This is a genomic window from Enterococcus sp. C57 (assembly GCF_040887305.1).
Taxonomy (GTDB): Bacteria; Bacillota; Bacilli; order Lactobacillales; family Enterococcaceae; genus Enterococcus_B; species Enterococcus_B hirae.
The window spans coordinates 170,943-193,443 of sequence record NZ_JBFOFP010000006.1; the positions used below are offsets into that span (position 1 = coordinate 170,943).

Here is a 22,501-nt window from a genome sequence, read left to right on the forward strand (position 1 = left end):
AAAAGTGAAAATTACTTATCACGGACATTCATGTGTGTCGATCGAAATGAAAAATGGTGAACGCTTGATTATCGACCCGTTTATTACAGGCAATCCGTTAACAGATTTAACAGTGGATAAGGTAGAAGTAGACTGGGTTTTAGTTACTCATGGGCACAACGATCATGTAGGAGACATGGTGCCGATTGCTAAACAAAATGATGCAACGATTATCAGCATTGTTGAGATTACAAATTATGCGGAACAGTTAGGTGCCAAAGGACATGGGATGAATATTGGTGGAAAATATGAATTTCCATTTGGGATCGTAAAATTTGTTCCTGCTCAACACAGCTCAAGTTATGAGGTAGCTGGCACACCGCTTTATATGGGCGAACCTAGTGGGATTGTGATCCAAGCAGAAGGAAAAACGATCTATCACGCAGGAGATACCGCTGATTTTAGTGATTTGGCTTTACTTGCCGAACAATTTACCATTGATGTTGCCTTTTTACCAATTGGTGATAATTTTACAATGGGACCAGAAGATGCAGCGAGAGCAGCGAAACGGATTGGCGCTAAGCTAGTCGTTCCTATCCATTACAATACATTTCCTGTTATCCAACAAGATCCTCAACTATTTATTGAGAAGTTGGTAGGGAACGAAGGAAAAATAATGAGCGTTTCTGAAACGCTAGAAGTGTAGGTTAAAGATATGGCGACGAAACATGACTTGATTTTAGAATATATCGAAAGCTTACCGGTTGGAAATCGTATTTCAGTCAGAAGCATAGCAAAAGAATTAAACGTAAGTGAAGGAACGGCCTATCGTGCCATCAAGGATGCTGAAAATATCGGATTAGTTTCAACGATCCAACGTGTCGGAACAATCCGGATTGAGCGAAAATTGAAAAAACATATTGAACGACTAACGTTTGGGGAAGTCGTCAGGATCATTGAAGGAGATGTATTGGGAGGCGCAACAGGATTAGACAAAGTATTGAATAAATTTGTGATCGGTGCGATGACGAAACATGCGATGGAACGCTATATCACACCAGGATCACTGATGATCGTCGGTAACCGTTCGGAAGTTCAAAAATTAGCTTTAGAAGATGGAGCCGCCGTGCTGATTACTGGTGGATTTGACACTACCCCCGAGATTGCTCACTTAGCAGATGAATTAGCGATGCCGATTCTTCGTACGACTTATGATACCTTTACCGTAGCAACGATGATCAACCGTGCTTTGAGTGATCAATTGATTAAAAAAGACATTATGCTTGTCAGTGATATCTATATGTCAGCAGAAAAGACACACTACCTGCTACAAACAGATACGATCACCGATTATCAAAAACTATCAGAGGAAACGCACCATTCACGATTTCCAGTAGTGAACCGTCACATGCGCTTGATGGGAATTATTACTGCTAAAGATGTACTTGGTAAAGCAGATACACAAGTAATTGAGCGGGTCATGACAAAAGACCCGATCAGTGTGAAAAAAACCATGAGTGTTGCTTCTGTCAGCCATCAAATGATCTGGGATGGTTTAGAAGTCATGCCAGTCGTTTCGGATGATTTGACACTTGAAGGGCTGATTACTCGGCAAGATGTGATGAAAGCCATGCAGTTAGTTCAGCGACAACCGCAAATTGCAGATACGATCTCTGACCAAATCTCAGGAGGAATCCAAACGATCGATCGAGACCGAGACGGGAATCTTTTGGCAAATCCAAAGTTTAAATTTGTGGTTACCCCTCAAATGGTCAATGGGGTCGGTACGATTTCATTTGGTGTATTAAGTGAGATCCTTTCTGATGTTGCACAAAAAACCATGGTATTAAATCAACGCAGAAATATCATGATCGAACAGATGAGTCTCCATTATCTACGTTTAATCCAACTTGAAAGCGAATTGGATATTCGTCCGAGAGTGCTTGAAATTGGTCGGAGATCAGCCAAACTAGACATTGAAGTATATATCGAAAATACGATCGTTTCCAAGGCAATCGTTGTTTGCCAAGTAATGGAACGTTCATAGAAAGCAGGGAAATAATGACTGTCCAATCTGAAATTTTAGCAGAAATAAAAACATATGATCGAATCATCATCCATCGACATCAACGTCCTGACCCAGATGCTTTAGGTTCTCAAGTAGGTTTAGCAGAGATTTTAAGAGCAACGTTTCCTCAAAAAGAAATTTACCAAGTCGGGGAAACTGTGGAGGGCTTGCGCTTTTTAGCAGAAATGCAAATAGTTGATGATCAAGTGTATGAAGGAGCTTTGGTCATCGTCACTGATACAGCAAATGCGCCTAGAATCAGTGATGATCGTTTTAAGTTAGGTGAAAAATTGATAAAAATTGATCATCATCCAAATGATGAACCGTATGGTGATCTAGTCTGGGTCGATACGAAAGCCAGCAGTTGTAGTGAGATGATTACGGAGTTTGCCCTCATGTTTCCAAATGAGTTAACGTTGAATACCAGTGCAGCGCGTTTGCTTTATGCTGGGATTGTAGGAGATACAGGACGCTTCCTATATCCAGCTACAACCGCCAGGACGTTGGAAATTGCAGCAGATTTAAGACGTTATCCTTTTGATGCCAGTGCATTGAATCGTGAAATTGAACAAATGCCGATGAAAGTTGCTAAACTTTCAGGTTATTTATACCAAAATATCCAGGTTGATGAAAATGGCGCAGGAAAAGTGATTTTATCACAAGAACTCCTTTCGCAATACGGAATTGATGATTCTGAAACAGCAGCTGTTGTTTCCTTGCCTGGTGTCATTGATGAGGTATTAGCTTGGGGAATCTTTGTGCAACAACCTGAAGGATATTACCGTGTACGGTTACGTTCGAAAGGCCCGATCATTAATGAATTAGCGAAAAAGCATCATGGTGGTGGCCACCCGCTCGCAAGTGGCGCAAGTGCGAAAGATTTAGCGGAAGTGGCAGAAATTTATGACGAAATCAAAGAGATTTGTCATGCGTATCAAAGATAGTAACTATTTTAGAAGAGAGAGTTGTTCGTTGTAAAAATGATTTTTACTAAACTTTGTTTTAAAAATCACAAGTCTCTCTTTTCAAAAGACACGTTATCCGTTACAATAATGCTCAACGCTATTTTTAAAGGAGAAAGAAGATGACATTACCAAACTGCCCACAATGCGGCTCTGAATACACTTACGAAGATCGAGGATTATTTATTTGTCCTGAATGTGCAAATGAATGGACAAATGAAGAACAGGACCAAGTAGATGGCTTGATCGTTCTTGATGCTAATGGTAATCCTTTGGCAGAAGGCGATAGTGTGACAGTGATCAAAGATTTAAAAGTGAAAGGTGCATCTGGTGCCATCAAACAAGGAACAAAAGTGAAAAATATTCGTCTAGTGGAAGGCGACCATAACATTGATTGTAAAGTCGATGGATTTGGACCGATGAAATTAAAATCAGAATTTGTTAAAAAAATCTAATACACTCAAGGTATTTTCACCTTCTTTTTAGATCACTCATGGTAAAATAAGTTAAAATAAAAAGGAGTGGATTTATCATGTATGGATATGGCATGTATGGCTTTTTTGATCCTACATTTTTGTTAGTGATCATTGGATTAGTTATTTCCGGTATTGCCTCAGCTTATGTGAACAGTACTTTTCGTAAATATGACAAAATCAGAAGTAAGAATAATGTGACGGGTACTCAAGCAGCGCAATACATTTTACAAAGTCAACAAATTAATGATGTCGGTGTCCAACAAATTGCAGGAGATTTGACCGATAATTATAATTCAGGAAATAAAATGTTGAGCTTATCACAAGCAACGGCACAGTCTACTTCGGTAGCTGCAATTGGTGTTGCTGCCCATGAATGTGGGCATGCGGTACAAGATGCTGTTGGTTATGCGCCACTAAAGATTCGTGCCGCACTGGTTCCAGTGGCTAATTTTGGTTCGATGATTTCATTTCCATTGATTTTGATTGGTGTTTTACTGAGCTGGAATGATACATTGATCAACATCGGTATTTTTGCTTTTTCACTTGCGCTTTTGTTTCAGCTAGTTACATTACCAGTCGAATTTAATGCATCCAGACGAGCCATTCAAATTCTAAGCGAAGGTGGTCTTCTGACAGCAGAAGAAGTACCAATGGCTAGACACGTACTCTTTGCCGCAGCATTGACATACGTAGCTGCAGCACTTGCCACTTTCTTACAATTGCTTCGTTTGATCTTATTATTCGGTGGTAATCGTAGAGACTAGTACATGGGACATTATTAAGGTCCTTACTAGCAATGAAAAATCGTAAGTAATTATCGTTAAACCGCTTTGACCTGGTTCAAACGCGAAGAGTTGAATAAGATAGGGCTATCTATCAAGATAATAGTTAAGTATAGGACAACAGGTTGTCCTATACTTTTTTGGCTTGTTTCAGCTATTTTCCAGCTTAAGGAAACAAAAGGATTATTTTTGGTGGAGTCTTTGTATCAGATGGAATAAATGGAGCCAAAGTTCATCTTCACGTTCAGGGTCAAGATAAAAGATATCTGCCGTTTGTTGTTGGGTATCGAACCAATCAGTGACGATTAAATCAGCTTCTTCAGGGTTTTCGGTGATTTGTAAAAACTGATGATTAAAAATATTTTTTAATAATTTTTCGATGTGGTAGTTTCCCGAAAAGACCTTGCTTATCTGTAGATGTATCGCTAATTTTTTATTTTCTTCCGATTTTAAAAGTGTATAGATCAGGCGACTAAGATGTTCGTGCAGTAAATTTTGGCTTGGTTGAGAAGTAAACGTGTCAGCGATGATCATTTGTATTTTTTTTAATCGTTGATCCGAGGCATCGATTTTCATATTTTCAGAAGGATAATAAAGTGCATGGAAGTAATCGATTTTTTCTTGGAATAAAAAAATAAACGTTGTCAGCATCATAATCAAATAATGGTAATAATATTTCTTTTCACCAGCAGATATCGAAGGGAATGACTCAGCTATTTTTTTGATCAGAAAAGAAACTTGTCGACAAAGCGAATGATTACTTTTAGAAAACTCATAGCCAAAGAGTGTTTTTTGTTGTTCGGGAATGAGGTTAGGAAAAAAATAGCAAAGTAAAAAATTAAAGTATAGTACTTCATTTTGGACAAGACTTTCAGGCAAGGATTGGGACAATTGTTTTTTCAATTCGCCGCTAAAATCTTTTGTAGAAGTTAAAATTTTCATTGTTTCATAGCTTTCTAAGAGGCTAGCATCTGGTAATTGATGATGAGCAGATCGCATTAAAAAGATTGCCACTAATAAGTAAACTTTTTCTTGTATCTTTGATGTTTTCTTGGTCATCAAAAGCTCATTGGATAAATGAGTATGCTTTACTTGGGAAAGTTTCATATTTGTCAAAGGCCAATCAATCCCCTGAAAAGCATCAGAAAAAAAGAAATACATATAAATTCTAATCGATAATTCATCGCCTTTCAAAATGTAACAATTTTGGCGAGAGATGATTTGCAGATGGAACTTTTTAAGTGATTTGTTTAATTGATTAGTTAGTTTTTCTAAATAAGAAGGAGATATGTACAACTTTTCCAGTAATATTTTTTTTGAAACACGACTGTGTGGCGAATCAAAAAGTAACAATAAAAAATTAAAACGATTTGATTCGCGTAGGAAAAACAATTTTATATAATGAAAGATCGCCATCTTTTCATCTTTATGTTGTGAATCTAATTTCAGTTCGCCTTTGGCAGTTGAGTAAATGAATCTAGGGATACTTAGTTGTTGAAAAATAGTCCCGTTTAATTTGCGGATGATTTCTTTGATCGTTCTCTTAGGGATTGATAGAACCTGAGATAATTCACGTAAGGAACATTTATTGGTTTGAACAATGGTATAGAATACTAACAATTCCTTCTTTTTTGCGTCCGTTAACATAAGTTGCTCCTTTTCCTTTTATTTTTTGTCCATGGGAGGACATAAACTGTGAGTGGAAAGAGTTTTTAATGTATGTTATTCTCACATAGTAGTAGTTGTTGTATGTGCATGTTGTTATTTAAATGGTATATAACAATCGTTTATTCTATTGTTGTTTTTTTCGCTCATTTTGTCAAGTTATAACAGATTAAATAATCAATTTATATAACAAAAACATTGTTATTTAGCTGATTTTGTTATGTTGGGTTTTGAGTGCTGAAGAAAGTTATTAATAAAATAAGCTTCTTGTTGAAATTGTACCTAAATATATTTTTTTGATGTTATGTTGTTATTTTTAATGGGGGATTAGTACTGTCCTCTAAATAATAATGTCTTTAATTTAGAGATGACTAAAAATAATGTCTTTTTAAAAGAAAATGATCAAAAGTGAGAAAGGAAGAATTGTATGAGTAGAGTAACAAATTTTAGCAAAGAGTATTTACTCTTTAAAAGTATGGTATATGCTGAAGAAAATGGCTTATCAAAGATAACAGCTAGGAGTTTAGCTTCTTTTTGTGGCTGTTCCACTTATCCGATTTATGCCCACTTTAAATCAATACGTATATTAAAAGAAAAAATACTTGAAGAAATAACGATCTGTTTTGATCGCTATTTATCAGAATATGTCATTGATGATTTCTTCAGTATCGTCCATCTACTAAAAGAGTTCTTTTCAATCCATGAAAGCATTCGTGGAGTAGTGATTAAGTCTGAGTTAGATATGGCTTCCTTATTTAAACGTGCGTTTTCAGAATATGTTAAAGAACATACTGGGATCAAAGAGCCTTACTTATTAGAATTACTTTGGCTCAATGCATTAGGCAGTTTGAACTCAGATCGATCTTCTCATGAATTTTTTGAAACAATGACATTGATTTGGAATAAATTGGCTGAGTTGGAAGAGAACTTGCCTGAAGTATTAACAAATATTGAATATTCCCCTAAGTAAATGGATGAAACGATGCTGAAGCGTCCTTTCATATAGATGATCAGAAAAATTGGTGGTAGCGTTTTATTTTTCGGCGATTTTGAAAGTGAAAAAGGGTAAATAGTTCGTTTATCTTTTTATCTATGCTATGATTAATATAGATAAAAGGAGCTGATAATGATGAAAACATCAACAAAAGTAACAATTGGATTAGGTGTCGCAGCAGCAGCAAGCGTAGCGACAGCAGTAGTTGTTTCGGGAAAAGTCATTGAAAAAATCCATCATTTGACGAACCGGGCAAAAGTAAAAAAGTTCGTTAATGAGACATTTGATGGAAACGAAAAACTACTAGATATCGTTGAACATTTATCGGATAGTGATTTAGATTCTTTGATGGGAATCCTGGCGAAGATCAAGTCAGGCAAAAAGAAAATTTCTGTCTATGGGGATTCTCTAAAAGGATCAACGGAAGATGTGAAAGACCGTTTACTCCATTACGTTGATAAAATCATGTGATGCAACAAAAAAAGTAAAGTTAAAAGTACAAAAAGAGCGAAAGTATTAGAAAATGGGACAAACATTATTGGTTTGTCTCACGAACGAATACTTTCGCTTTTTGTGTTCAATGTGTTTGTTCTTGCAGTAAGAGCAAATGACAAAACAGTAAATCATTTGCTTCTTTTAAGTTGAACCCAGTTTGTTCTTGGAATTTTTCGATTTTGTATTTCAATGTATTTCGATGAAGAAAGAGTGATTTAGCTGTCGAACTAATATTACCTAAATTTTTCCATAACACTGAAATGATCTCTTCCATTTCTGTCCGTTTGACCATCTCCTGATAACTTGCAATTAACTGATTGTTGTTCATTGTTCCTTTTGTATAATGATGTAAAGCCACCTCCGATAATGAGATTGCGCCACCATGTAAAGCAAAGTGCTTTTTTTCTTCAAAAAATATTTTCCGCTCTTCAAAAAACAGTTCTGAAAAATTGGGAGAAGGCAAATGAAATGAGCCAATAAATACTTGGGTAGTAATTTCAAAGTCTGCATCTAATGAAAGAAAAATACCTCTTAGCTCAGAAATTTCTAGATAACTAGGACATTTTTTTTCAATCAGTACAGCATCGGTTTCTGTATAAAAGAAAAAATCTTCTAAGTGGAAAAACATTTCACCGATTGTTTCTTGCCATTGGCGCTTAAGAAATTCTCCTCTTGGATCAATGTGAAATTGAATCATGCGAAAGCTTTCTTCTGCTACTAGCGGTTTATTTTCAAATAGATAATGATACCATGGATGATTATCTTCGACAGTAGCTACAGGGAATAACGCTTTCAAAATATTTGTTTCTTGTGTCGAAATCGTCGATTGATCGATCCATAAAAAATAATCATCAATTGCTAAAGAGAGAATTCCTTTATCGGAAGCAGGGGAATTTTTTTTCTGTGCATTAGGATAAAGTGTTATCAGTTTTGTCAAGTCCATCAAAGTCACCTCATGTTTTATTTTACCATAAGACAAAAAGCTAGTTACAACCTTTTTGACTTATGCTAAAGTTAAGCAAGAAAACGAAAAGTAGGGGATCGATTGGAAATGAAGGAAATCGATAATGAAAAACATGAAAAATGGATGCGTTTAGCCATTGAAGAAGCTCAGAAAGCCCAACAATTAGCGGAAGTACCAATTGGAGCGATTGTTGTTTTAAATGATGAAATCATTGGAAGAGGCTATAATTTAAGAGAAACCACGCAAGACGCAACCACGCATGCGGAAATGATTGCGATCCGTGAAGCTTGTCAAAATGTTGGAAGTTGGCGTTTAGAAGAAGCCCAATTATATGTGACGCTCGAGCCTTGTCCTATGTGTAGCGGTGCGATGATTTTATCTCGAGTCAAAGAAGTATACTTCGGTGCGTATGATCCAAAGGGCGGAACAGCGGGAACATTAATGAATTTGTTGACAGATGAACGCTTTAACCACCAAGCCCATGTAGTAGGAGGCGTTTTGGAAACGGAATGTGGCCAACTTTTAACGGATTTTTTTAGAGAGTTGCGCTTAAGAAAAAAGAAATTAAAAAAAGGCTAGCCAAATAAAAAAAAATCAGGTATACTATTATTTGCCGAAAGGCTAGGACAATGGCGGGCTTGTGAAGCGTGTCAGATCTGGAAGGAAGCAGCACTAAGCAGGATCCGCCATGTGTCTGATTAAAACGAATCTTAAAAGCGTGATAGGTAGTACTTTACTACTTGTTACGTTTTTTTTTGTATAATGAACCAGTGTCTCTTTAGTTTTTTAGGTACTTTATTTGTATTTTATAGAGAAGTAAATAGATAGAGTATAATTGTTATTGGTGAAAAGACAGCATTCCATACCAATGACCTAAAAATAAATAATCGAAAGAGGTACATATTGATGGAAACGGAACACAAGCAAATGATATAAACGACGGTATGCAGATGGCTAGTGACTATCTTGGGCTACAATTGTCTTATTATATTGAGGAAGAAAATAAATTGCCGTCTAGCTCAAGTGTAAACAATATTAATGTAGAAAACTATTTCCCTTTTGAGCAGACGAATACATACAATAAAGAGGATTCATTTGTCACGCTTGTTTCAGTTAATATAAAAGAGTATCTGGACATGGAAAAGAGAGAACGTAAAAATGTGTCTATTCCTAAGTGGGCAGATAAATTAGGCAAAGAATTGAAGATCAATTTTTCTGAAACATTGACACATGCGATTTTAAAGAAAGCAGAAGAAGTAAAAAATAATTAAAATAAATGACAAGAAAAAAGCCTGGAATAAAATTTAACTTTAGTCCAAAATATGAATTTTACAAATATTCACAACGAATATTTTGTAAAATTCTTTTTTTGAATAAGCAGAGAACTTGATAAAATGACAGCTCTAAATTTAATAGTGAACGAATAAATTGACTTAAGAACAGTGAAAAGTTGAAAGAATCATTTGAGTGATTTTGCTCAAATGATTCTTTTTTTTGTCACAAATTTTATTATTTTCCAACATATCTAAATGGAAACAAAAATCTTTAGCAAAGTAGTGAAAGGAAGGTCTGACAATGTAAAAAGAAGAATAGTGTATCAAACAAATGATGAAAGCTAAAAGCAAGGGACTCAAAACTGCAAACTAATGTCTGTTATGGAGGGCATTTCTTTCGCAGTCATTACGTTTAAAAGGAGGTGTTAGTATGACGGCATTAACGAAAGTCTTTGCTAGTGATCAAGCATTAATTCACAGTTTTTTTCTAGTGGTTCTATTAGATCTCATAACAGGTTGGCTTAAAGCAAAAGTCAATCATGTTTGGTATTCAACGCTAAGTTGGCGAGGACTTTGGAAAAAACTCAGTCATTTTGTGTTATTGATCCTGACGGGAGTCGTTGATTTTGTGTTGATCCAAAACGGCGTTCATTTTGAATTTACGTTAGTAAAGGTTTTTACGACTTGCCTGATTTTCACTGAGATTGGGAGCATTTTGACCAATATTGCTGAGTCAGAAGTAACGACTTATTTTGAGGGGATTTTAAAATCAATTCAAGACAAAATGAAACCAAAACAATAACGAAACAGAGAACGATTAGGAAGGATCAAAGTGAATTTACCGAGATACTACGTGACAATGACTTTTTTATTTACTAACAAAGCAACCTAGGCACAGCTTTTTAGAAAAAAGTGAAAGATTTTATTTTTTCTGTCACAAATCACTAAAATAGCTCACATATCTATGTGATTCGAATCAAATGATCAAAATAATTTTTTAGGAGGATGAAAGATAACAGTAAGTAATAAGCTGTGTACATTTAAAGGCGCAACTAATATGAAAAAATGATTGAAAGTAAGGAGCGAACAACTATTATGGGACAATTTGAAACAGCAAAAACAATTTGGGATTACTTGGTCAGTCAAGGTTGGTCAAAAACCGCAGTTGCTGGATTATTAGGGAACATGCAATCAGAAAGTGGCATTATTGCCGACCGATGGGAGAGCGACATTGTCGGAAATATGTCTGGTGGATACGGACTAGTGCAATGGACACCAGCATCTAAATATATCAATTGGGCAAATGCGAATGGATTAAATTACAAAGATGTCATTTCTCAATGCAAACGTATTGAGTGGGAGGTAGCAAACAATCAACAATTTTATAATATATCTATGACGTTTCAACAATTTAAGACAAGTAACAAATCTCCAGAAGAACTGGCGAATATTTTCATTCAATATTATGAAAGACCAGCAAATGCAAACCAACCAGCAAGAGCGCAACAAGCTAGATACTGGTACCAACAATTAAACCGAACAAAAGTCGTGGATTGGTTCAATAAACATCGTGGACAGATAACCTATTCCATGACTGGTTCAAGAAACGGTACAGATGGAACGGCAGATTGTTCTGGAAGTATTACTCAAGCAGTCAAAGACAGCTCTGGAATTCCTTATAGCTATTTATATAATACGGTTACCCTTGGTGGTTATCTCCAAAGATGTGGTTATGTATTAGTTTTAGTCGGAAATTCAAACGCTTCCAATCTCTCTCAGCTGAAAGATGAGGATATTGTTTTACTTTCTGGTGGGTCCTCGATGGCTGATTCAGGTGGTGCGATTGGACATACAGGTGTGATTACTGGTGGTGGTAAAAACATCACTTCAACTTGTTACTATACGCAAGGAGAAAAAAATACTGCGATTCAAGAATTACGTTTTGATAAAAATTATATCGTTGCAAATGGGTTTCATTATTATGAAGTTTGGCGTTTTTCTGGCGGTTTTAATCAATCAAGTTCAACAGGAATAACTAATGACCCAACGCCACCTTCATTTTCGACAAATGTTCATTATAGTTTACGAGTGTTGGGGGGAGCTTGGTTAGGAGAAATCACTAACTTTAACAATTCAGATTCTAATGGTTTTTCAGGATTACCGAATCATCAACACGATATGCTATATATCAAGGTTGATAAAGGAACATTACGTTATCGAGTACACACGATGACAAGCGGTTGGTTAGATTGGGTTAGTAAAGGTGATCCAAATGATATGGTCAATGGATGTGCAGGGAATCCTGGAGAAGCGATTGATGGTGTACAAATCTATTACACAACACCTGCTGGAGAAACTTATTCACAAGCATATTACCGTTCACAAACGACCGCTCGTGCTGACTGGTTACAAACTTGTTGCGATGATGGAACATCGATCGTCGGTTACGATGGTTGGGCAGGAATGTTTGGCGAACCGCTAGACCGTCTGCAAATCGGGATTGCGAAATCCAATCCTTTATTTACTTATTCACCAGGGGTAAATAATGGGGGAAGTTTTTCTACCAATGTTCACTATGGGTTACGTGTGTTGGGCGGAAGTTGGTTAGGAGAAATTACCAATTTCAATGATGTCGATTCCAACGGTTTTTCAGGATTGCCAAATAATCAACATGACATGCTTTATATCAAAGTAGATGCGGGAACGATTCGTTATCGAGTCCATACGGTAAAAAGTGGTTGGTTAGATTGGGTCAGCAAAGGTGATCCAAATGATATGGTCAATGGATGTGCAGGAAATCCTGGTGAAGCCATCGATGGTGTGCAACTTTACTATACAACACCTACAGGTAAGACATTATCGCAAGCCTACTACCGTTCTCAAACGACCGCCCGAGCTGGTTGGCTAGGAGTATGTTGTGATGATGGCACCTCTATCGCTGGCTATGATGGCTGGGCAGGAATGTTTGGCGAACCATTGGATCGTCTACAAATCAGCATAGCTGCATCTAATCAATTTTTTGATTAAAAAAACTTCAATTAGTTGGCTGAAAAGAGAAAAATGAGAAACTGATTGCTACTTGATTACTACTTGATTATTACTGAAGAAGTAGTGATAGAAGAGTTAGTTTTAAGAAATAAGCCGAAGAATTCCGACATTCGTCCTGCGTATATTGGAAATTCTACGGCTTATTTCTGTCGATTTGATTGAAAGTTAGCTGACGAATGAATGGGCAATGCCAATAGAATTATGTCTATTGATCATGTTTTGCTGTAACGTATTTTTTCATCACTTTTCTACCCCGAATCGCTAGCTAGAGATAGACTGATTATTACTTTGATCCGATATTATCCACAAGGCTAACGTTTAGAATGGAGTCTATTCACAGCGGAGGAATTTGATTTTCTTTAAAATCTTTCAAAGTGAACAAAGAAAAAGCCTATGGTATGATAAAGAAAAGTGAGGCGAAAGAATAAGATGGAAAAAATAGTTCTATTACATACGAATGATTTACACTCGCATCTAGAAAACTGGCCTAAAATCAGAAGGTTTATTGAGCAAAAAAAGCGTGAAAACGAAAAAAAAGAAAATACCACGACCATCACTGTTGATTTAGGTGACTTTGTTGATCGCTGGCACCCGCTATCAGAAGCAACCGATGGACAAGCAAATGTTGAACTAATGAATAACGTAGGCTATGATGCTGTGACGATAGGTAATAATGAAGGCGTGGGAAATGCCAAGGATCAATTGAATCATCTTTATGATCAGGCAAACTTTGATATTTTATTGGATAATTTGTTTGATAAACATCTGTTGCAACCGCCGAAATGGGCAAAAAAGTACAAGATCATTGAAACTCCTCAACAGACTAAAATCGGCTTACTGGCTTTGACGGCTCCTTTTCCCTTAACATATAGTCCAAATGGTTGGGATATCAGAAACCCTTATGATATTTTGCCTGAATTGGTGGAAGAACTAAGACCAAAAGTAGACATCTTGGTATTGATGAGTCATCTAGGTATCCAAGACGATCGTCAGATTGCCCAAGAACTTCCGTCAATCGATGTAATCTTAGGCTCACATACGCATCATTTGCTGATTGATGGTCAAATCGTTAATGGTGTTCAGCTTGCAGCAGCGGGAAAATATGGACAATACGTTGGAGAGGTTCACCTCACCGTTGATGAGCATAAAAACATCATCCAAAAATCAGCTCGGGCTATTCCAACAGAAACGATGACGACGTTTATTGAAGATGAGCAGGAAAGCCATGATTATTTAACTAAAGGGCACGAACTATTAGCGGCAAAAAAAGTAGCCAAGTTACCTTATGATTTATCGGTAGATATTTTTGCAGAACATTCTTTTATCTATGAGGCGTTAGAAGCAGTCAAGTATCGTGGGCAAACACAAGGCGCAATGCTAAATAGTGGGTTGTTTTTAACTGGATTACCAGCAGGGTTGATCAATCAGGATCAACTGCATACGGCATTACCTCATCCAATGCATTTACTGAATGTCACACTTAAAGGAAGTGATTTGATTCGATTGGTATTAGAAATCGAAAAAAATCGTGCCTTTTTACGCAATTACCCAATCAGAGGTATGGGATTTCGGGGGAAAATTTTTGGACAAGTGGTTTATAGTGGGATCTCTTATGATGCAGTGAATCATCAAGTTCACTGGTTGAATCAGCCGATAGATAACGAGCGTCGATATACATTTACAACAGTGGATCATTTTATGTTTGTACCTTTCTTTCCAACGATTGAGATTGCTGGTGAAAATGAATTTTTATTTCCGGAATTTATTCGTAGCGTAGTAGGGGAATACTTAAATGCTCACTATCCAATAAAATAAAAACAAGGTATAATAGGAACGATAGGTGGTGAAAGCATGTCGGCAAAACAAAAAGAGCAACACGCCGTTGAAGCTAAAACAAAAGAAAAACAGACAGCGAAAAATGTCGAGGACCATACGGTGACAGAAGAAATCACCGCCGTGTTAGAAGAAATTATCGAAGAACCCAAACCGGAGAAAGTAAAGGGAGAAATCATTACTTTCATCGATGAGAAGAATTTTTTGATTGGCGAACAGCACTATCGCCTAGTAAAGGATCATCGAGAGGGGTTCAATCCAGAAAAACTTGGCGAAAGATATAGTGAAGTCTTGTCGCGTTATGACTATATCGTTGGTGATTGGGGCTATGAACAATTAAGATTAAAAGGATTTTTCCGAGTAGATAACAGACGTGCTCATCCCGACCAACGAATTGATGCTTTGGAAGATTATTTGTATGAGTATTGTAATTTTGGTTGCGCTTATTTTGTGATTGAACAAATCGGAGGTAAGAAGGAAAAAAATACTCCTCGCCGAAGAAAAAAGAAAAATCAAAACCAACATCGTGCGTACATTGATGAGAAAAAAGGACCCGTTTCTTCAAATCACAAAAAACCGGTCATCAAAAAAAGAAAAACAGAACAAAAAAAGACTGAAAAAACATCAACTAAACCAAAAGCCAACACTAATTTTACGATAAGACAAAGGGAAGAGTAAAGATGGATTATAAAGGATATTTGATTGATTTAGATGGAACGATTTATCGGGGGACTGAACCTATACCTGCTGGGAAACGTTTTGTGGAGGCTCTTCAGGCAAAAAAACAGCCTTTTCTGTTTGTTACGAATAACACCACAAAAAGTCCACAGGCAGTAGCCAATCGCTTGGCAGATGAATTTGATATACACGTCAGCCCAGAAACTGTTTACACAGCTTCTTTAGCAACGATCGATTTTATGCACGCTGCCGGGAAAGGAAACACGTTTTATGCCATAGGTGAAGCTGGTTTGATCGATTTGATTTTAGAAGCAGGATTTGTCTGGGACGAAGAAAATCCCGATTATGTAGTAGTCGGTCTAGATAATTATCTGACGTATGAAAAAGTAGTCAAAGCGACTCTTGCGATCCAAAAAGGGGCAACATTTATTGGAACAAATCCAGATAAAAATATTCCAACTGAGCGTGGGCTGCTGCCAGGTGCAGGATCGGTTATTTCGTTCGTGGAGACAGCTACACAGACGCCGCCGATTTATATTGGCAAACCAGAAGCGATCATTATGGATAAGGCGGTAGAAAAATTAGGTTTAACGAAAGCAGATGTCATCATGGTTGGAGACAACTATGAAACAGACATCCAAGCAGGGATTCGAAATGGGATTGATACGTTGTTGGTGCTCTCAGGATTTACGAAAGCTGAGGATGTACCTTTATTACCGGTACCTGCTACACACGTTCTCCGTTCGTTAGATGAGTGGAGTTTCTAGAATGAGAAAAACAAAATGGGTGTGGGGAGAATATGCGGGTTTGGTTTGTCTATTCTTCATGCTGATCAGTCTGGCGATCGCGATAACAATCAATTTTCGCTTTCTCTATGAACTAGACATCAAATATCTGAACATATTGGATCATACTACGCTTGATCAAGAAACTTTATTGAAAAATTTTGATCAATTAATGGCTTATTTAAATAATCCTTTTCAGAAGGAGTTAAGTCTGCAAAATTTTCCTATTTCTGCAAGTGGAGCACATCATTTTTATGAAGTCAAAAAACTTTTTTTACTTAACTATTTTGTGCTGCTGTTGACGTTGATACCTAGTATCTACTATCTCTTTTATCTGAAACGTCATAAGCGTTTTTGGCGTTTAGTTCAACCGTTTAAGATTGGAATGCTCGTACCGATTGTTTTTGGCTTTTTTATGTTGGTAGGATTTGATCGCTTTTTTATCTTATTCCATGAAACATTTTTTAACAACGACGATTGGCTGTTTGATCCGACAACCGATCCAATCATTAACGTCTTACCAGAACAATTTTTTATGCATAGTTTTATTTTATTTTTTATTTTGATTGAACTCTTTTTTGCTTTTTTTGTGATCATTGGAAAAAGAGAGCTAAAAAGAAGTTAAAATCAAACATAGAATAGAACAAATCATAATGCCTATTTTGTTTCAATAGAATAAAAAAAGCCCGAGACAAGGAGATTGTCTCGGGTTTTTGCTTTAAACGGTGTTCAAAGAGCTGTCCTTCAGTATTAAGTCAAAAAATATCAAAACATGAAAAGCTGTTTCGAGATTTTCATCCTTAATACTCAGGGCAAAACGCTCTTTTCACAACCTCTTTCTCTAAACGGTGTTCAAACATCAGCTCCTTGAAATAAGCCTGAATTTTTCAAAATATGAGAAGCTATTTTAAAAAATTCTTTCTTATTGTCATCGGAGCTATACGATGTTTTCACAACCTCTGATTCACGGTGTTCAAAGAGCTGTCCTTCGGTATTAAGTCAAAAAATCTCAAAACATGAAAAGCTGTTTCGAGATTTTCATCCTTAATACTCAGGACAAAACGCTCTTTTCACAACCTCTGATTCACGGTGTTCAAGAAGCAACTCCTCAGCAATAAGCGATGATTTTCTAAAATATGAGAAGCTATTTTAGAAAATCCTCTCTTATTCGCTCGGAGCTGATCGCTTCTTTCACAACCTCTTATTGAGTCAAACGACTGCGTTTTTCTGGCTCTTGGTGAGCAAGACGACTGGCAGCAGAGGCAGCGATTGCACCCACGATGTCATCCAAGAAAGTATGCACATTTTTTCCGTCATGGCTATTTAATTTTTGTAAAATACCAGGCTTTACTTTATCGATATAGCCATAATTAGTGAAACCGATTGTCCCATAGACATTTACAATTGATAAGGCTAGTATTTCATCGATCCCATACAGTCCTTCATCATCTTCAATGATATGTTGGAGCGGTGACATCAACTTATTTTCTTCTGCTAAAATATCTAATTGAACCCCAGTTATGATCGCGTTATGGACTTCACGTTTGGTTAAGACAGCGTGAACACTTTGGATACAATCTGCTAAAGTAAGATCAGTAATGTAATCTTTTTGTAAAAACATCACTAGCTCAGCAATGTCTTCAAGGGTTACTCCACGCTCATTGAGCAATTCACGTGCTTTTTCTTCTAGCGTTTCAGTTTTGATAACCATTTTCTTCCTCCTTTTGCTTCTGTGAATCAACTATACTGTTAGCCTACCAAATAAAAAAGCAAGAAACAAATGTTGTCTCCTCTGCTTTGGACAAAATGGTCAAAAATCATTCAAGCTATCCTATTTCGGAGGAACTTTTTTATCATATAAACTGGTACTATGTCCAGGTTGTGTGCGTTCTTTAGGGTTAATAAAGTGTAACGCATTATTGACAGCTGTAGGTGCTTCGCCAAATCCAGTAGCGATCAATTTTACTTTTCCTTTGTAAGAACAGATATCGCCAGCAGCATAAACGCCTGGTATCGAGGTTGACATATCTGAGTTTACTGAAATTGCATTTCTGGTACTTTCAAGTCCCCATGTTGAAAGATGTTCTAGATTTGAGGTGAATCCATAATTAACAATCAATGAATCAATCAGTAACTCAATTGTTTCCTCGCTTTTTACCCGTTTTAAGCGAACAGCAGTCAATTCCCCATTTTCTCCAGATAATTCATCGATGAGATAGGGAGTTAAAAGATTGACTGATGAAGCTTTCAATAAGTTTACACTATGCTCATGAGCTCTAAATTCTGGCCGGCGATGGATAAGATAAACTTCACTCGCAATCGGTTCTAGCATCAACGCCCAATCAATTGCTGAATCACCACCACCTGCAATTGCTACTTTTTTACCAGCATATTTCATTAAATCGTTCACAAAATAATCGAGACCGTGATGCTCATAAGTTGTTGCTTCTGGTACATTTAATTTTCTAGGTTGAAAAGAACCGCTTCCTAAAGTCAAAATGACTGCTTTTGAATAGTGGATTCCTTTAGTAGTTGTGATCTCAATTATTTCATCTTCTTTAGTAATAGAAAGAACTTCCTCATTCAAATGAAAAGAGTGATTGAATGTGGTTAACTGTTTTTCCAGATTTGCTACTAAGTCACTGGCTTTCACGGCGGGATAGCCGGGAATATCATAAATATATTTTTCTGGGTAAAGCGTTGCTAATTGCCCACCTAGTTGAGGTAAACTGTCAATGATCTTAGTTTTTGCTTGACGCATACCTGCGTAAAACGCTGCAAACATCCCTACTGGTCCTGCACCGATAATTGTAATATCATAGATTTCCATAGAAAACTTCCTCCTCATACCCACACTATAGCAGAATTTAATTGAGAATACTTCTCAAACAAATGATTTATTTCTAATTCTTAAGGAGGTTGGGGCAGAAGCGAAAACGATCTCTCGTGAAATCTACTGGTTCACATATTTAAAAATACTCGTGGATTATTTTTTAAGTCAGAGAAACGCAGAAAAGTATCTATCATTTGATAAAAAGTATATAATCATTTTTACATAAGGATGAGTCTTTTTGTTTTCTTAAGTTTCATGTAACAGCGAATAGAGAGAATATGTTATTATTACCAATGAAGGAATAATTTTTAGGAGGAAAAAGATATGGTATTCCCACAATTAAGCTTAGAAAATGAAAAAGGACCAAAGGCAGTAATAAAAACAAACCGTGGTGACATTACGGTCCAATTATTCCCAGAATTAGCGCCTAAAACAGTTAAAAATTTTATTGAACTTGCTAAAAAAGGATATTACGACGGAGTAATTTTCCACCGTGTCATCCCTGATTTTATGATTCAAGGTGGCGATCCAACTGGTACAGGTATGGGTGGCGAAAGCATCTATGGTGAAAGTTTTGAAGATGAATTTAGTCGTGAGTTGTTCAACTTACGTGGGGCGTTATCGATGGCTAACTCTGGACCAAATACAAACGGTAGCCAGTTCTTTATCGTGAATAATGAAAATGTACCAGCGAATATGCTAGATCAATTAGAAGGTGCAGGCTTCCCGGCTGAAATCATCGAAGCATACAAAGGTGGTGGGACACCTTGGCTAGATTTCCGTCATACTGTATTTGGTCATGTGATTGATGGCATGACTACCGTAGATGAAATTGCTAACGTACAACGTGGTCCACAAGATCGTCCAGTACATGATGTAGTGATCGAGAAAGTTGAAGTATCAGAATAATCACTCGCAATAGTAAGACATTTTAATTATTAACTAATCACAAAATAAACCAACTGGTTTCAATCATTGACCCAGTTGGTTTATTTTATTTCTAATTAGAATAGAACCTCGTTTAAAAGTCGTCAAAAATGCTTTTGTTTTTTATGTGAAGGCTTTTTTTATCCGCATCAATCCGTCTAGTAGTGTTTCTTCCGGACAAGCTAAATTCAATCGCATATGAGCATGACCGGCAGGACCAAATGAGATGCCAGGATTTAAAACAACTTTTCCTTTGGTAATCAATGTTTGTTCTAGCAACTCGTCATTCGCTTCATAAGCAGAAAAATCTAACCACATCAAATACGTTCCTTCAATCGTCATCACACCTAGTTGAGGTAAATGTTTTTCAAAAAAAGAAGTGGCAGTGGCCGCGTTTTTTTCTATATAAGGAAGCAGTTGACTAAGCCATTCTCTACCCGTTTCGTAAGCAGCTTGTGTACCGATTAGACCAAAAGTATTTATATCTTGTTGCTGATTCATTAGTAACCGCTGTTCAAATTGTTCTTTTAATTTAGGATTTTTTATAAACACCATTGAGTTTTTAATCGCTGCTAAATTAAAGGTCTTGGTTGCCGAAGTAAACGTGATTAAAGACTGACTTAGTGTTTCATCAATCGTTAACATCGAGTTAAAATGGTTCGTTGAAAAAACTAAGTCTTGATGAATTTCATCACTAAAAAGCAGCACTTTGTGTTTCAAACATAGTTCGCTTAGTTGTGATAATTCTTCTTTAGTCCAAACACGCCCCCCTGGATTGTGGGGATTACAAAGGATTACCACTTTTACTTGTTGTTCAACGATCTTTTTTTCCATATCTTGAAAGTCCATCATGAATTTATTGTTTTGTTCAATTAATTGACTCCGTATAAGCTGACGGTGATTACTCTCGACGATTGCAGAAAAAGGTGGGTAAACGGGGTCATGGATCAGCACACTGTCACCTGGTTCAGTAAAAGTTTGAATTGCAACAGCTAAACTAGATAAAACACCGCTAGTAAAGACAATGTGTTCTTTTGTTAAAGATACCTGATGCTGTTGTTTTTCCCAATTGATGACTGCGTGATATAATTTTTCTGAAACGGTAGAGTAACCAAAAAGACCTTGAGAAACATAATTTTCAAAAGCTTTTTTTACTCCAGCAGGTGATAAAAAATCCATGTCTGCAACCCATAAAGGCAATAAGTCGTCTCTTTGATAGGTTTCTTTAATTGAATCCCATTTTACGCTATCGGTATGTCTTCTTGAAACTTTCTTGTCAAATTCACTCATCTAAAGGACCCCTTTTTCTATTGAGTATTTTCAAAACTTCTTTTTTTAAATCATTTACAGTATAATGATAAATGCAAAGAGAGGGAAGTACATGACATATAAAATTGGACAAATAATTAAAGGAAAAATAACTGGAATACAGCCTTATGGTGCATTTGTGTCTTTAGACGAGGAAACACAAGGCTTGATTCACGTATCAGAAGTACAATCAGGTTACACGAAAAGTATTCACACATTGTTAAAAGTTGGCCAACCAGTAACTGTTCAAATCATTGATATTGATGAATATTCAAAAAAAATTAGTTTGTCGTTACGTACGTTGGAGAAGAAGAGCCCTGTTATTCCTTATCGAAGGAAAAGATACTTTACGAATAAAAATAAAAAGATCGGGTTTGCCACGATTGCGGAACAACTACCAAAATGGGTGGACGAAGCACTAGAAGAACTAGAACAGAAAGAAAATAAGAAATAAAAAGTGTATTTTTTCTGAAAATGTGCTAGAATTTTTATGTAAACCACAGAACAAGTTGATCGAGGTGGAAATTTTGGCAAGCAAAAAAGTAGCTGGTACAATCATGTTGCATTTGGAGGATGGATCAAAAAAATTTTTAGTCCATTCAATTGATGACAAGCTGGAGTTTGCATTAGCAGAGCTTTCAGAAGAAAAGACGGGGTTAGCAAACATACTTAGCTTTTTAAAAGAAATCGTTCATATTGATGTTAGCAAAATTAATTTGATGGAGTTGACCAATACACATATTAATCACGAAAATGTTCCATTGTTTGTTTTTGAAACTGAGCAAAAAAGTCAAAGTGAAGACTTAGGTAAAGGCTATCTTTGGGAAGACCCAGATCAAATGCGCTCTGTCCTTGGCACTTACGAAGTGGAAGGAGTTCCTTTCTTTTAATGTAGAATTAGACACCAAAAGAAACTTGAAAAAAATTCAAGTTTCTTTTTTTATGGTAACCGGCCCTCCTTAAAGGATGAAACGTTCAGTTTATCATGGATTATATTCGATAATGCAAACTTTTTTATGCTTCTTTTGAAGTAAAAGCGAATGATGATCTTTTGCTTGAATATTCTTTTGAAAAATTAAGTGAAAATGCTTGTTGACGTACCTTGGTTTACGTGATAAATTTATTAACGTTGATTTAAGAAACAGCGTAATGAAACTTTCTAAAAAAATAGCAGAAAAGTTCTTGACGTTTCTAAAAACACATGATAAGATAACTGAGTCGTTAAAAAATGACAGCTTACGAAGCTTGATTCTATCGAAAAAAACTTCAAAAAAGTTGTTGACAAATAACAAACGACGAGTTATGATAAGTGAGTTGCTGAAACACTTCTGAAAAACGAAGTCGAAAAAAACTTTTAAAAAAGAGTTGACAAACAAACGTCGCTCTGATATGATATAAAAGTTGCTACGGCAATCTCAATTGATTAGCAT

General features: G+C 36.4%; 22 protein-coding genes, 1 other RNA gene and 2 pseudogenes. 20 read left to right on the top strand and 5 right to left on the bottom strand.

Features of this window, described 5'->3' with window-relative positions; genetic code table 11:
- The first annotated feature begins 4 nt into the window (after positions 1–4).
- The 5 genes from AB5M32_RS09120 to AB5M32_RS09140 all read left to right on the top strand — a co-directional run bounded on the left by AB5M32_RS09120 (position 5) and on the right by AB5M32_RS09140 (position 4,249).
- Complete coding sequence (locus AB5M32_RS09120; protein ID WP_178285710.1) at positions 5–685, top strand: metal-dependent hydrolase; 681 nt, start codon at positions 5–7, stop codon at positions 683–685.
- A gap of 9 nt (positions 686–694) precedes the next feature.
- The gene (locus AB5M32_RS09125) at positions 695–2,026 is read left to right on the top strand and encodes a DRTGG domain-containing protein (RefSeq protein ID WP_178285711.1); all 1,332 of its coding nucleotides are present in this window, start codon (positions 695–697) and stop codon (positions 2,024–2,026) included.
- Positions 2,027–2,040: 14 nt separating this feature from the next.
- Positions 2,041–2,991 carry a bifunctional oligoribonuclease/PAP phosphatase NrnA gene (locus AB5M32_RS09130; RefSeq protein ID WP_010720738.1) on the top strand — a complete coding sequence of 317 codons (951 nt, stop codon included), beginning with the start codon at positions 2,041–2,043 and terminating at the stop codon, positions 2,989–2,991.
- Between the two features lie 140 nt (positions 2,992–3,131).
- On the top strand, positions 3,132–3,464 hold the full coding sequence (locus AB5M32_RS09135; RefSeq protein ID WP_178285712.1) for a zinc ribbon domain-containing protein YjdM: 333 nt from the start codon (positions 3,132–3,134) through the stop codon (positions 3,462–3,464).
- 77 nt (positions 3,465–3,541) lie between these two features.
- Entirely contained in the window at positions 3,542–4,249 is a 708-nt protein-coding gene (locus tag AB5M32_RS09140) for a zinc metallopeptidase (protein WP_010720736.1), read from the top strand.
- 201 nt (positions 4,250–4,450) lie between these two features.
- Here the strand turns inward: AB5M32_RS09140 and AB5M32_RS09145 are convergent, their stop codons facing one another.
- Complete coding sequence (locus AB5M32_RS09145) at positions 4,451–5,914, bottom strand: helix-turn-helix domain-containing protein (protein ID WP_010737192.1); 1,464 nt, start codon at positions 5,912–5,914, stop codon at positions 4,451–4,453.
- 445 nt (positions 5,915–6,359) lie between these two features.
- On the opposite strand from AB5M32_RS09145, the gene AB5M32_RS09150 reads away from it, so the two are divergent.
- On the top strand, positions 6,360–6,902 hold the full coding sequence (locus AB5M32_RS09150) for a hypothetical protein (RefSeq protein ID WP_010720734.1): 543 nt from the start codon (positions 6,360–6,362) through the stop codon (positions 6,900–6,902).
- A 159-nt stretch (positions 6,903–7,061) separates the two neighbouring features.
- Positions 7,062–7,397, top strand: a complete 336-nt coding sequence (locus tag AB5M32_RS09155) for a hypothetical protein (RefSeq protein WP_010737193.1) — start codon at positions 7,062–7,064, stop codon at positions 7,395–7,397.
- A 106-nt stretch (positions 7,398–7,503) separates the two neighbouring features.
- On the opposite strand, the gene AB5M32_RS09160 is transcribed toward AB5M32_RS09155, so the two are convergent.
- A complete protein-coding gene (locus tag AB5M32_RS09160) occupies positions 7,504–8,364 on the bottom strand; it encodes a helix-turn-helix domain-containing protein (protein WP_010720732.1) in 861 nt (286 codons plus the stop codon).
- A 108-nt stretch (positions 8,365–8,472) separates the two neighbouring features.
- On the opposite strand from AB5M32_RS09160, the gene tadA reads away from it, so the two are divergent.
- From tadA to AB5M32_RS09210, 10 genes and pseudogenes are all read left to right on the top strand, one after another.
- Positions 8,473–8,964: a tRNA adenosine(34) deaminase TadA gene (tadA, locus tag AB5M32_RS09165; RefSeq protein ID WP_010720731.1), complete on the top strand. Its 492-nt coding sequence runs from the start codon at positions 8,473–8,475 to the stop codon at positions 8,962–8,964.
- A gap of 40 nt (positions 8,965–9,004) precedes the next feature.
- Positions 9,005–9,089, top strand: an RNA gene (gene ffs / locus AB5M32_RS09170) — signal recognition particle sRNA small type.
- 246 nt (positions 9,090–9,335) lie between these two features.
- Positions 9,336–9,656: a hypothetical protein gene (locus AB5M32_RS09175; protein ID WP_113821139.1), complete on the top strand. Its 321-nt coding sequence runs from the start codon at positions 9,336–9,338 to the stop codon at positions 9,654–9,656.
- Positions 9,657–10,089: 433 nt separating this feature from the next.
- The gene (locus AB5M32_RS09180; protein WP_053766345.1) at positions 10,090–10,461 is read left to right on the top strand and encodes a phage holin family protein; all 372 of its coding nucleotides are present in this window, start codon (positions 10,090–10,092) and stop codon (positions 10,459–10,461) included.
- A 293-nt stretch (positions 10,462–10,754) separates the two neighbouring features.
- Positions 10,755–11,558 (top strand): annotated as a pseudogene (locus AB5M32_RS09185) (phage tail tip lysozyme); the annotation flags it as partial.
- Between the two features lie 660 nt (positions 11,559–12,218).
- A pseudogene (locus AB5M32_RS09190) lies at positions 12,219–12,686 on the top strand (hypothetical protein); the annotation flags it as partial.
- A gap of 450 nt (positions 12,687–13,136) precedes the next feature.
- A complete protein-coding gene (locus tag AB5M32_RS09195; RefSeq protein WP_053766347.1) occupies positions 13,137–14,522 on the top strand; it encodes a bifunctional UDP-sugar hydrolase/5'-nucleotidase in 1,386 nt (461 codons plus the stop codon).
- A 36-nt stretch (positions 14,523–14,558) separates the two neighbouring features.
- Positions 14,559–15,218 (top strand): YutD family protein, encoded by a 660-nt coding sequence (locus AB5M32_RS09200; RefSeq protein ID WP_010720726.1) that lies wholly within the window; start codon positions 14,559–14,561, stop codon positions 15,216–15,218.
- A gap of 2 nt (positions 15,219–15,220) precedes the next feature.
- On the top strand, positions 15,221–15,985 hold the full coding sequence (locus AB5M32_RS09205) for a TIGR01457 family HAD-type hydrolase (RefSeq protein WP_010720725.1): 765 nt from the start codon (positions 15,221–15,223) through the stop codon (positions 15,983–15,985).
- Position 15,986: 1 nt separating this feature from the next.
- Positions 15,987–16,628 carry a TIGR01906 family membrane protein gene (locus AB5M32_RS09210; RefSeq protein ID WP_034700571.1) on the top strand — a complete coding sequence of 214 codons (642 nt, stop codon included), beginning with the start codon at positions 15,987–15,989 and terminating at the stop codon, positions 16,626–16,628.
- A gap of 576 nt (positions 16,629–17,204) precedes the next feature.
- Here the strand turns inward: AB5M32_RS09210 and AB5M32_RS09215 are convergent.
- Both AB5M32_RS09215 and AB5M32_RS09220 read right to left on the bottom strand, forming a co-directional pair.
- A complete protein-coding gene (locus AB5M32_RS09215) occupies positions 17,205–17,714 on the bottom strand; it encodes a phosphatidylglycerophosphatase A (RefSeq protein WP_010720723.1) in 510 nt (169 codons plus the stop codon).
- A 120-nt stretch (positions 17,715–17,834) separates the two neighbouring features.
- The gene (locus AB5M32_RS09220) at positions 17,835–18,833 is read right to left on the bottom strand and encodes an NAD(P)/FAD-dependent oxidoreductase (protein WP_034700569.1); all 999 of its coding nucleotides are present in this window, start codon (positions 18,831–18,833) and stop codon (positions 17,835–17,837) included.
- A gap of 327 nt (positions 18,834–19,160) precedes the next feature.
- On the opposite strand from AB5M32_RS09220, the gene AB5M32_RS09225 reads away from it, so the two are divergent.
- Positions 19,161–19,745, top strand: a complete 585-nt coding sequence (locus AB5M32_RS09225) for a peptidylprolyl isomerase (protein ID WP_010720721.1) — start codon at positions 19,161–19,163, stop codon at positions 19,743–19,745.
- 141 nt (positions 19,746–19,886) lie between these two features.
- On the opposite strand, the gene AB5M32_RS09230 is transcribed toward AB5M32_RS09225, so the two are convergent.
- Entirely contained in the window at positions 19,887–21,053 is a 1,167-nt protein-coding gene (locus AB5M32_RS09230) for a MalY/PatB family protein (protein WP_034700567.1), read from the bottom strand.
- A 91-nt stretch (positions 21,054–21,144) separates the two neighbouring features.
- Between AB5M32_RS09230 and AB5M32_RS09235 the strand changes: the two genes are divergently transcribed.
- Both AB5M32_RS09235 and AB5M32_RS09240 read left to right on the top strand, forming a co-directional pair.
- Positions 21,145–21,525 (top strand): CvfD/Ygs/GSP13 family RNA-binding post-transcriptional regulator, encoded by a 381-nt coding sequence (locus AB5M32_RS09235; protein WP_010720719.1) that lies wholly within the window; start codon positions 21,145–21,147, stop codon positions 21,523–21,525.
- Between the two features lie 73 nt (positions 21,526–21,598).
- The gene (locus tag AB5M32_RS09240; protein WP_010720718.1) at positions 21,599–21,961 is read left to right on the top strand and encodes a hypothetical protein; all 363 of its coding nucleotides are present in this window, start codon (positions 21,599–21,601) and stop codon (positions 21,959–21,961) included.
- Positions 21,962–22,501: the final 540 nt, after the last annotated feature.

What these genes read in the sequence shown, in the direction of transcription:
- AB5M32_RS09225 (WP_010720721.1), top strand. Translation starts at nt 19,161, where the DNA reads ATGGTATTCCCACAATTAAGCTTAGAAAATGAAAAAGGACCAAAGGCA.
- AB5M32_RS09215 (WP_010720723.1), bottom strand. Translation starts at nt 17,714, where the DNA reads ATGGTTATCAAAACTGAAACGCTAGAAGAAAAAGCACGTGAATTGCTC.
- tadA (WP_010720731.1), top strand. Translation starts at nt 8,473, where the DNA reads ATGAAGGAAATCGATAATGAAAAACATGAAAAATGGATGCGTTTAGCC.
- AB5M32_RS09210 (WP_034700571.1), top strand. Translation starts at nt 15,987, where the DNA reads ATGAGAAAAACAAAATGGGTGTGGGGAGAATATGCGGGTTTGGTTTGT.
- AB5M32_RS09180 (WP_053766345.1), top strand. Translation starts at nt 10,090, where the DNA reads ATGACGGCATTAACGAAAGTCTTTGCTAGTGATCAAGCATTAATTCAC.
- AB5M32_RS09140 (WP_010720736.1), top strand. Translation starts at nt 3,542, where the DNA reads ATGTATGGATATGGCATGTATGGCTTTTTTGATCCTACATTTTTGTTA.
- AB5M32_RS09160 (WP_010720732.1), bottom strand. Translation starts at nt 8,364, where the DNA reads ATGGACTTGACAAAACTGATAACACTTTATCCTAATGCACAGAAAAAA.
- AB5M32_RS09205 (WP_010720725.1), top strand. Translation starts at nt 15,221, where the DNA reads ATGGATTATAAAGGATATTTGATTGATTTAGATGGAACGATTTATCGG.
- AB5M32_RS09195 (WP_053766347.1), top strand. Translation starts at nt 13,137, where the DNA reads ATGGAAAAAATAGTTCTATTACATACGAATGATTTACACTCGCATCTA.
- AB5M32_RS09135 (WP_178285712.1), top strand. Translation starts at nt 3,132, where the DNA reads ATGACATTACCAAACTGCCCACAATGCGGCTCTGAATACACTTACGAA.
- AB5M32_RS09175 (WP_113821139.1), top strand. Translation starts at nt 9,336, where the DNA reads ATGGCTAGTGACTATCTTGGGCTACAATTGTCTTATTATATTGAGGAA.
- AB5M32_RS09220 (WP_034700569.1), bottom strand. Translation starts at nt 18,833, where the DNA reads ATGGAAATCTATGATATTACAATTATCGGTGCAGGACCAGTAGGGATG.
- AB5M32_RS09150 (WP_010720734.1), top strand. Translation starts at nt 6,360, where the DNA reads ATGAGTAGAGTAACAAATTTTAGCAAAGAGTATTTACTCTTTAAAAGT.
- AB5M32_RS09125 (WP_178285711.1), top strand. Translation starts at nt 695, where the DNA reads ATGGCGACGAAACATGACTTGATTTTAGAATATATCGAAAGCTTACCG.
- AB5M32_RS09145 (WP_010737192.1), bottom strand. Translation starts at nt 5,914, where the DNA reads ATGTTAACGGACGCAAAAAAGAAGGAATTGTTAGTATTCTATACCATT.
- AB5M32_RS09230 (WP_034700567.1), bottom strand. Translation starts at nt 21,053, where the DNA reads ATGAGTGAATTTGACAAGAAAGTTTCAAGAAGACATACCGATAGCGTA.
- AB5M32_RS09200 (WP_010720726.1), top strand. Translation starts at nt 14,559, where the DNA reads ATGTCGGCAAAACAAAAAGAGCAACACGCCGTTGAAGCTAAAACAAAA.
- AB5M32_RS09155 (WP_010737193.1), top strand. Translation starts at nt 7,062, where the DNA reads ATGAAAACATCAACAAAAGTAACAATTGGATTAGGTGTCGCAGCAGCA.
- AB5M32_RS09235 (WP_010720719.1), top strand. Translation starts at nt 21,145, where the DNA reads ATGACATATAAAATTGGACAAATAATTAAAGGAAAAATAACTGGAATA.
- AB5M32_RS09130 (WP_010720738.1), top strand. Translation starts at nt 2,041, where the DNA reads ATGACTGTCCAATCTGAAATTTTAGCAGAAATAAAAACATATGATCGA.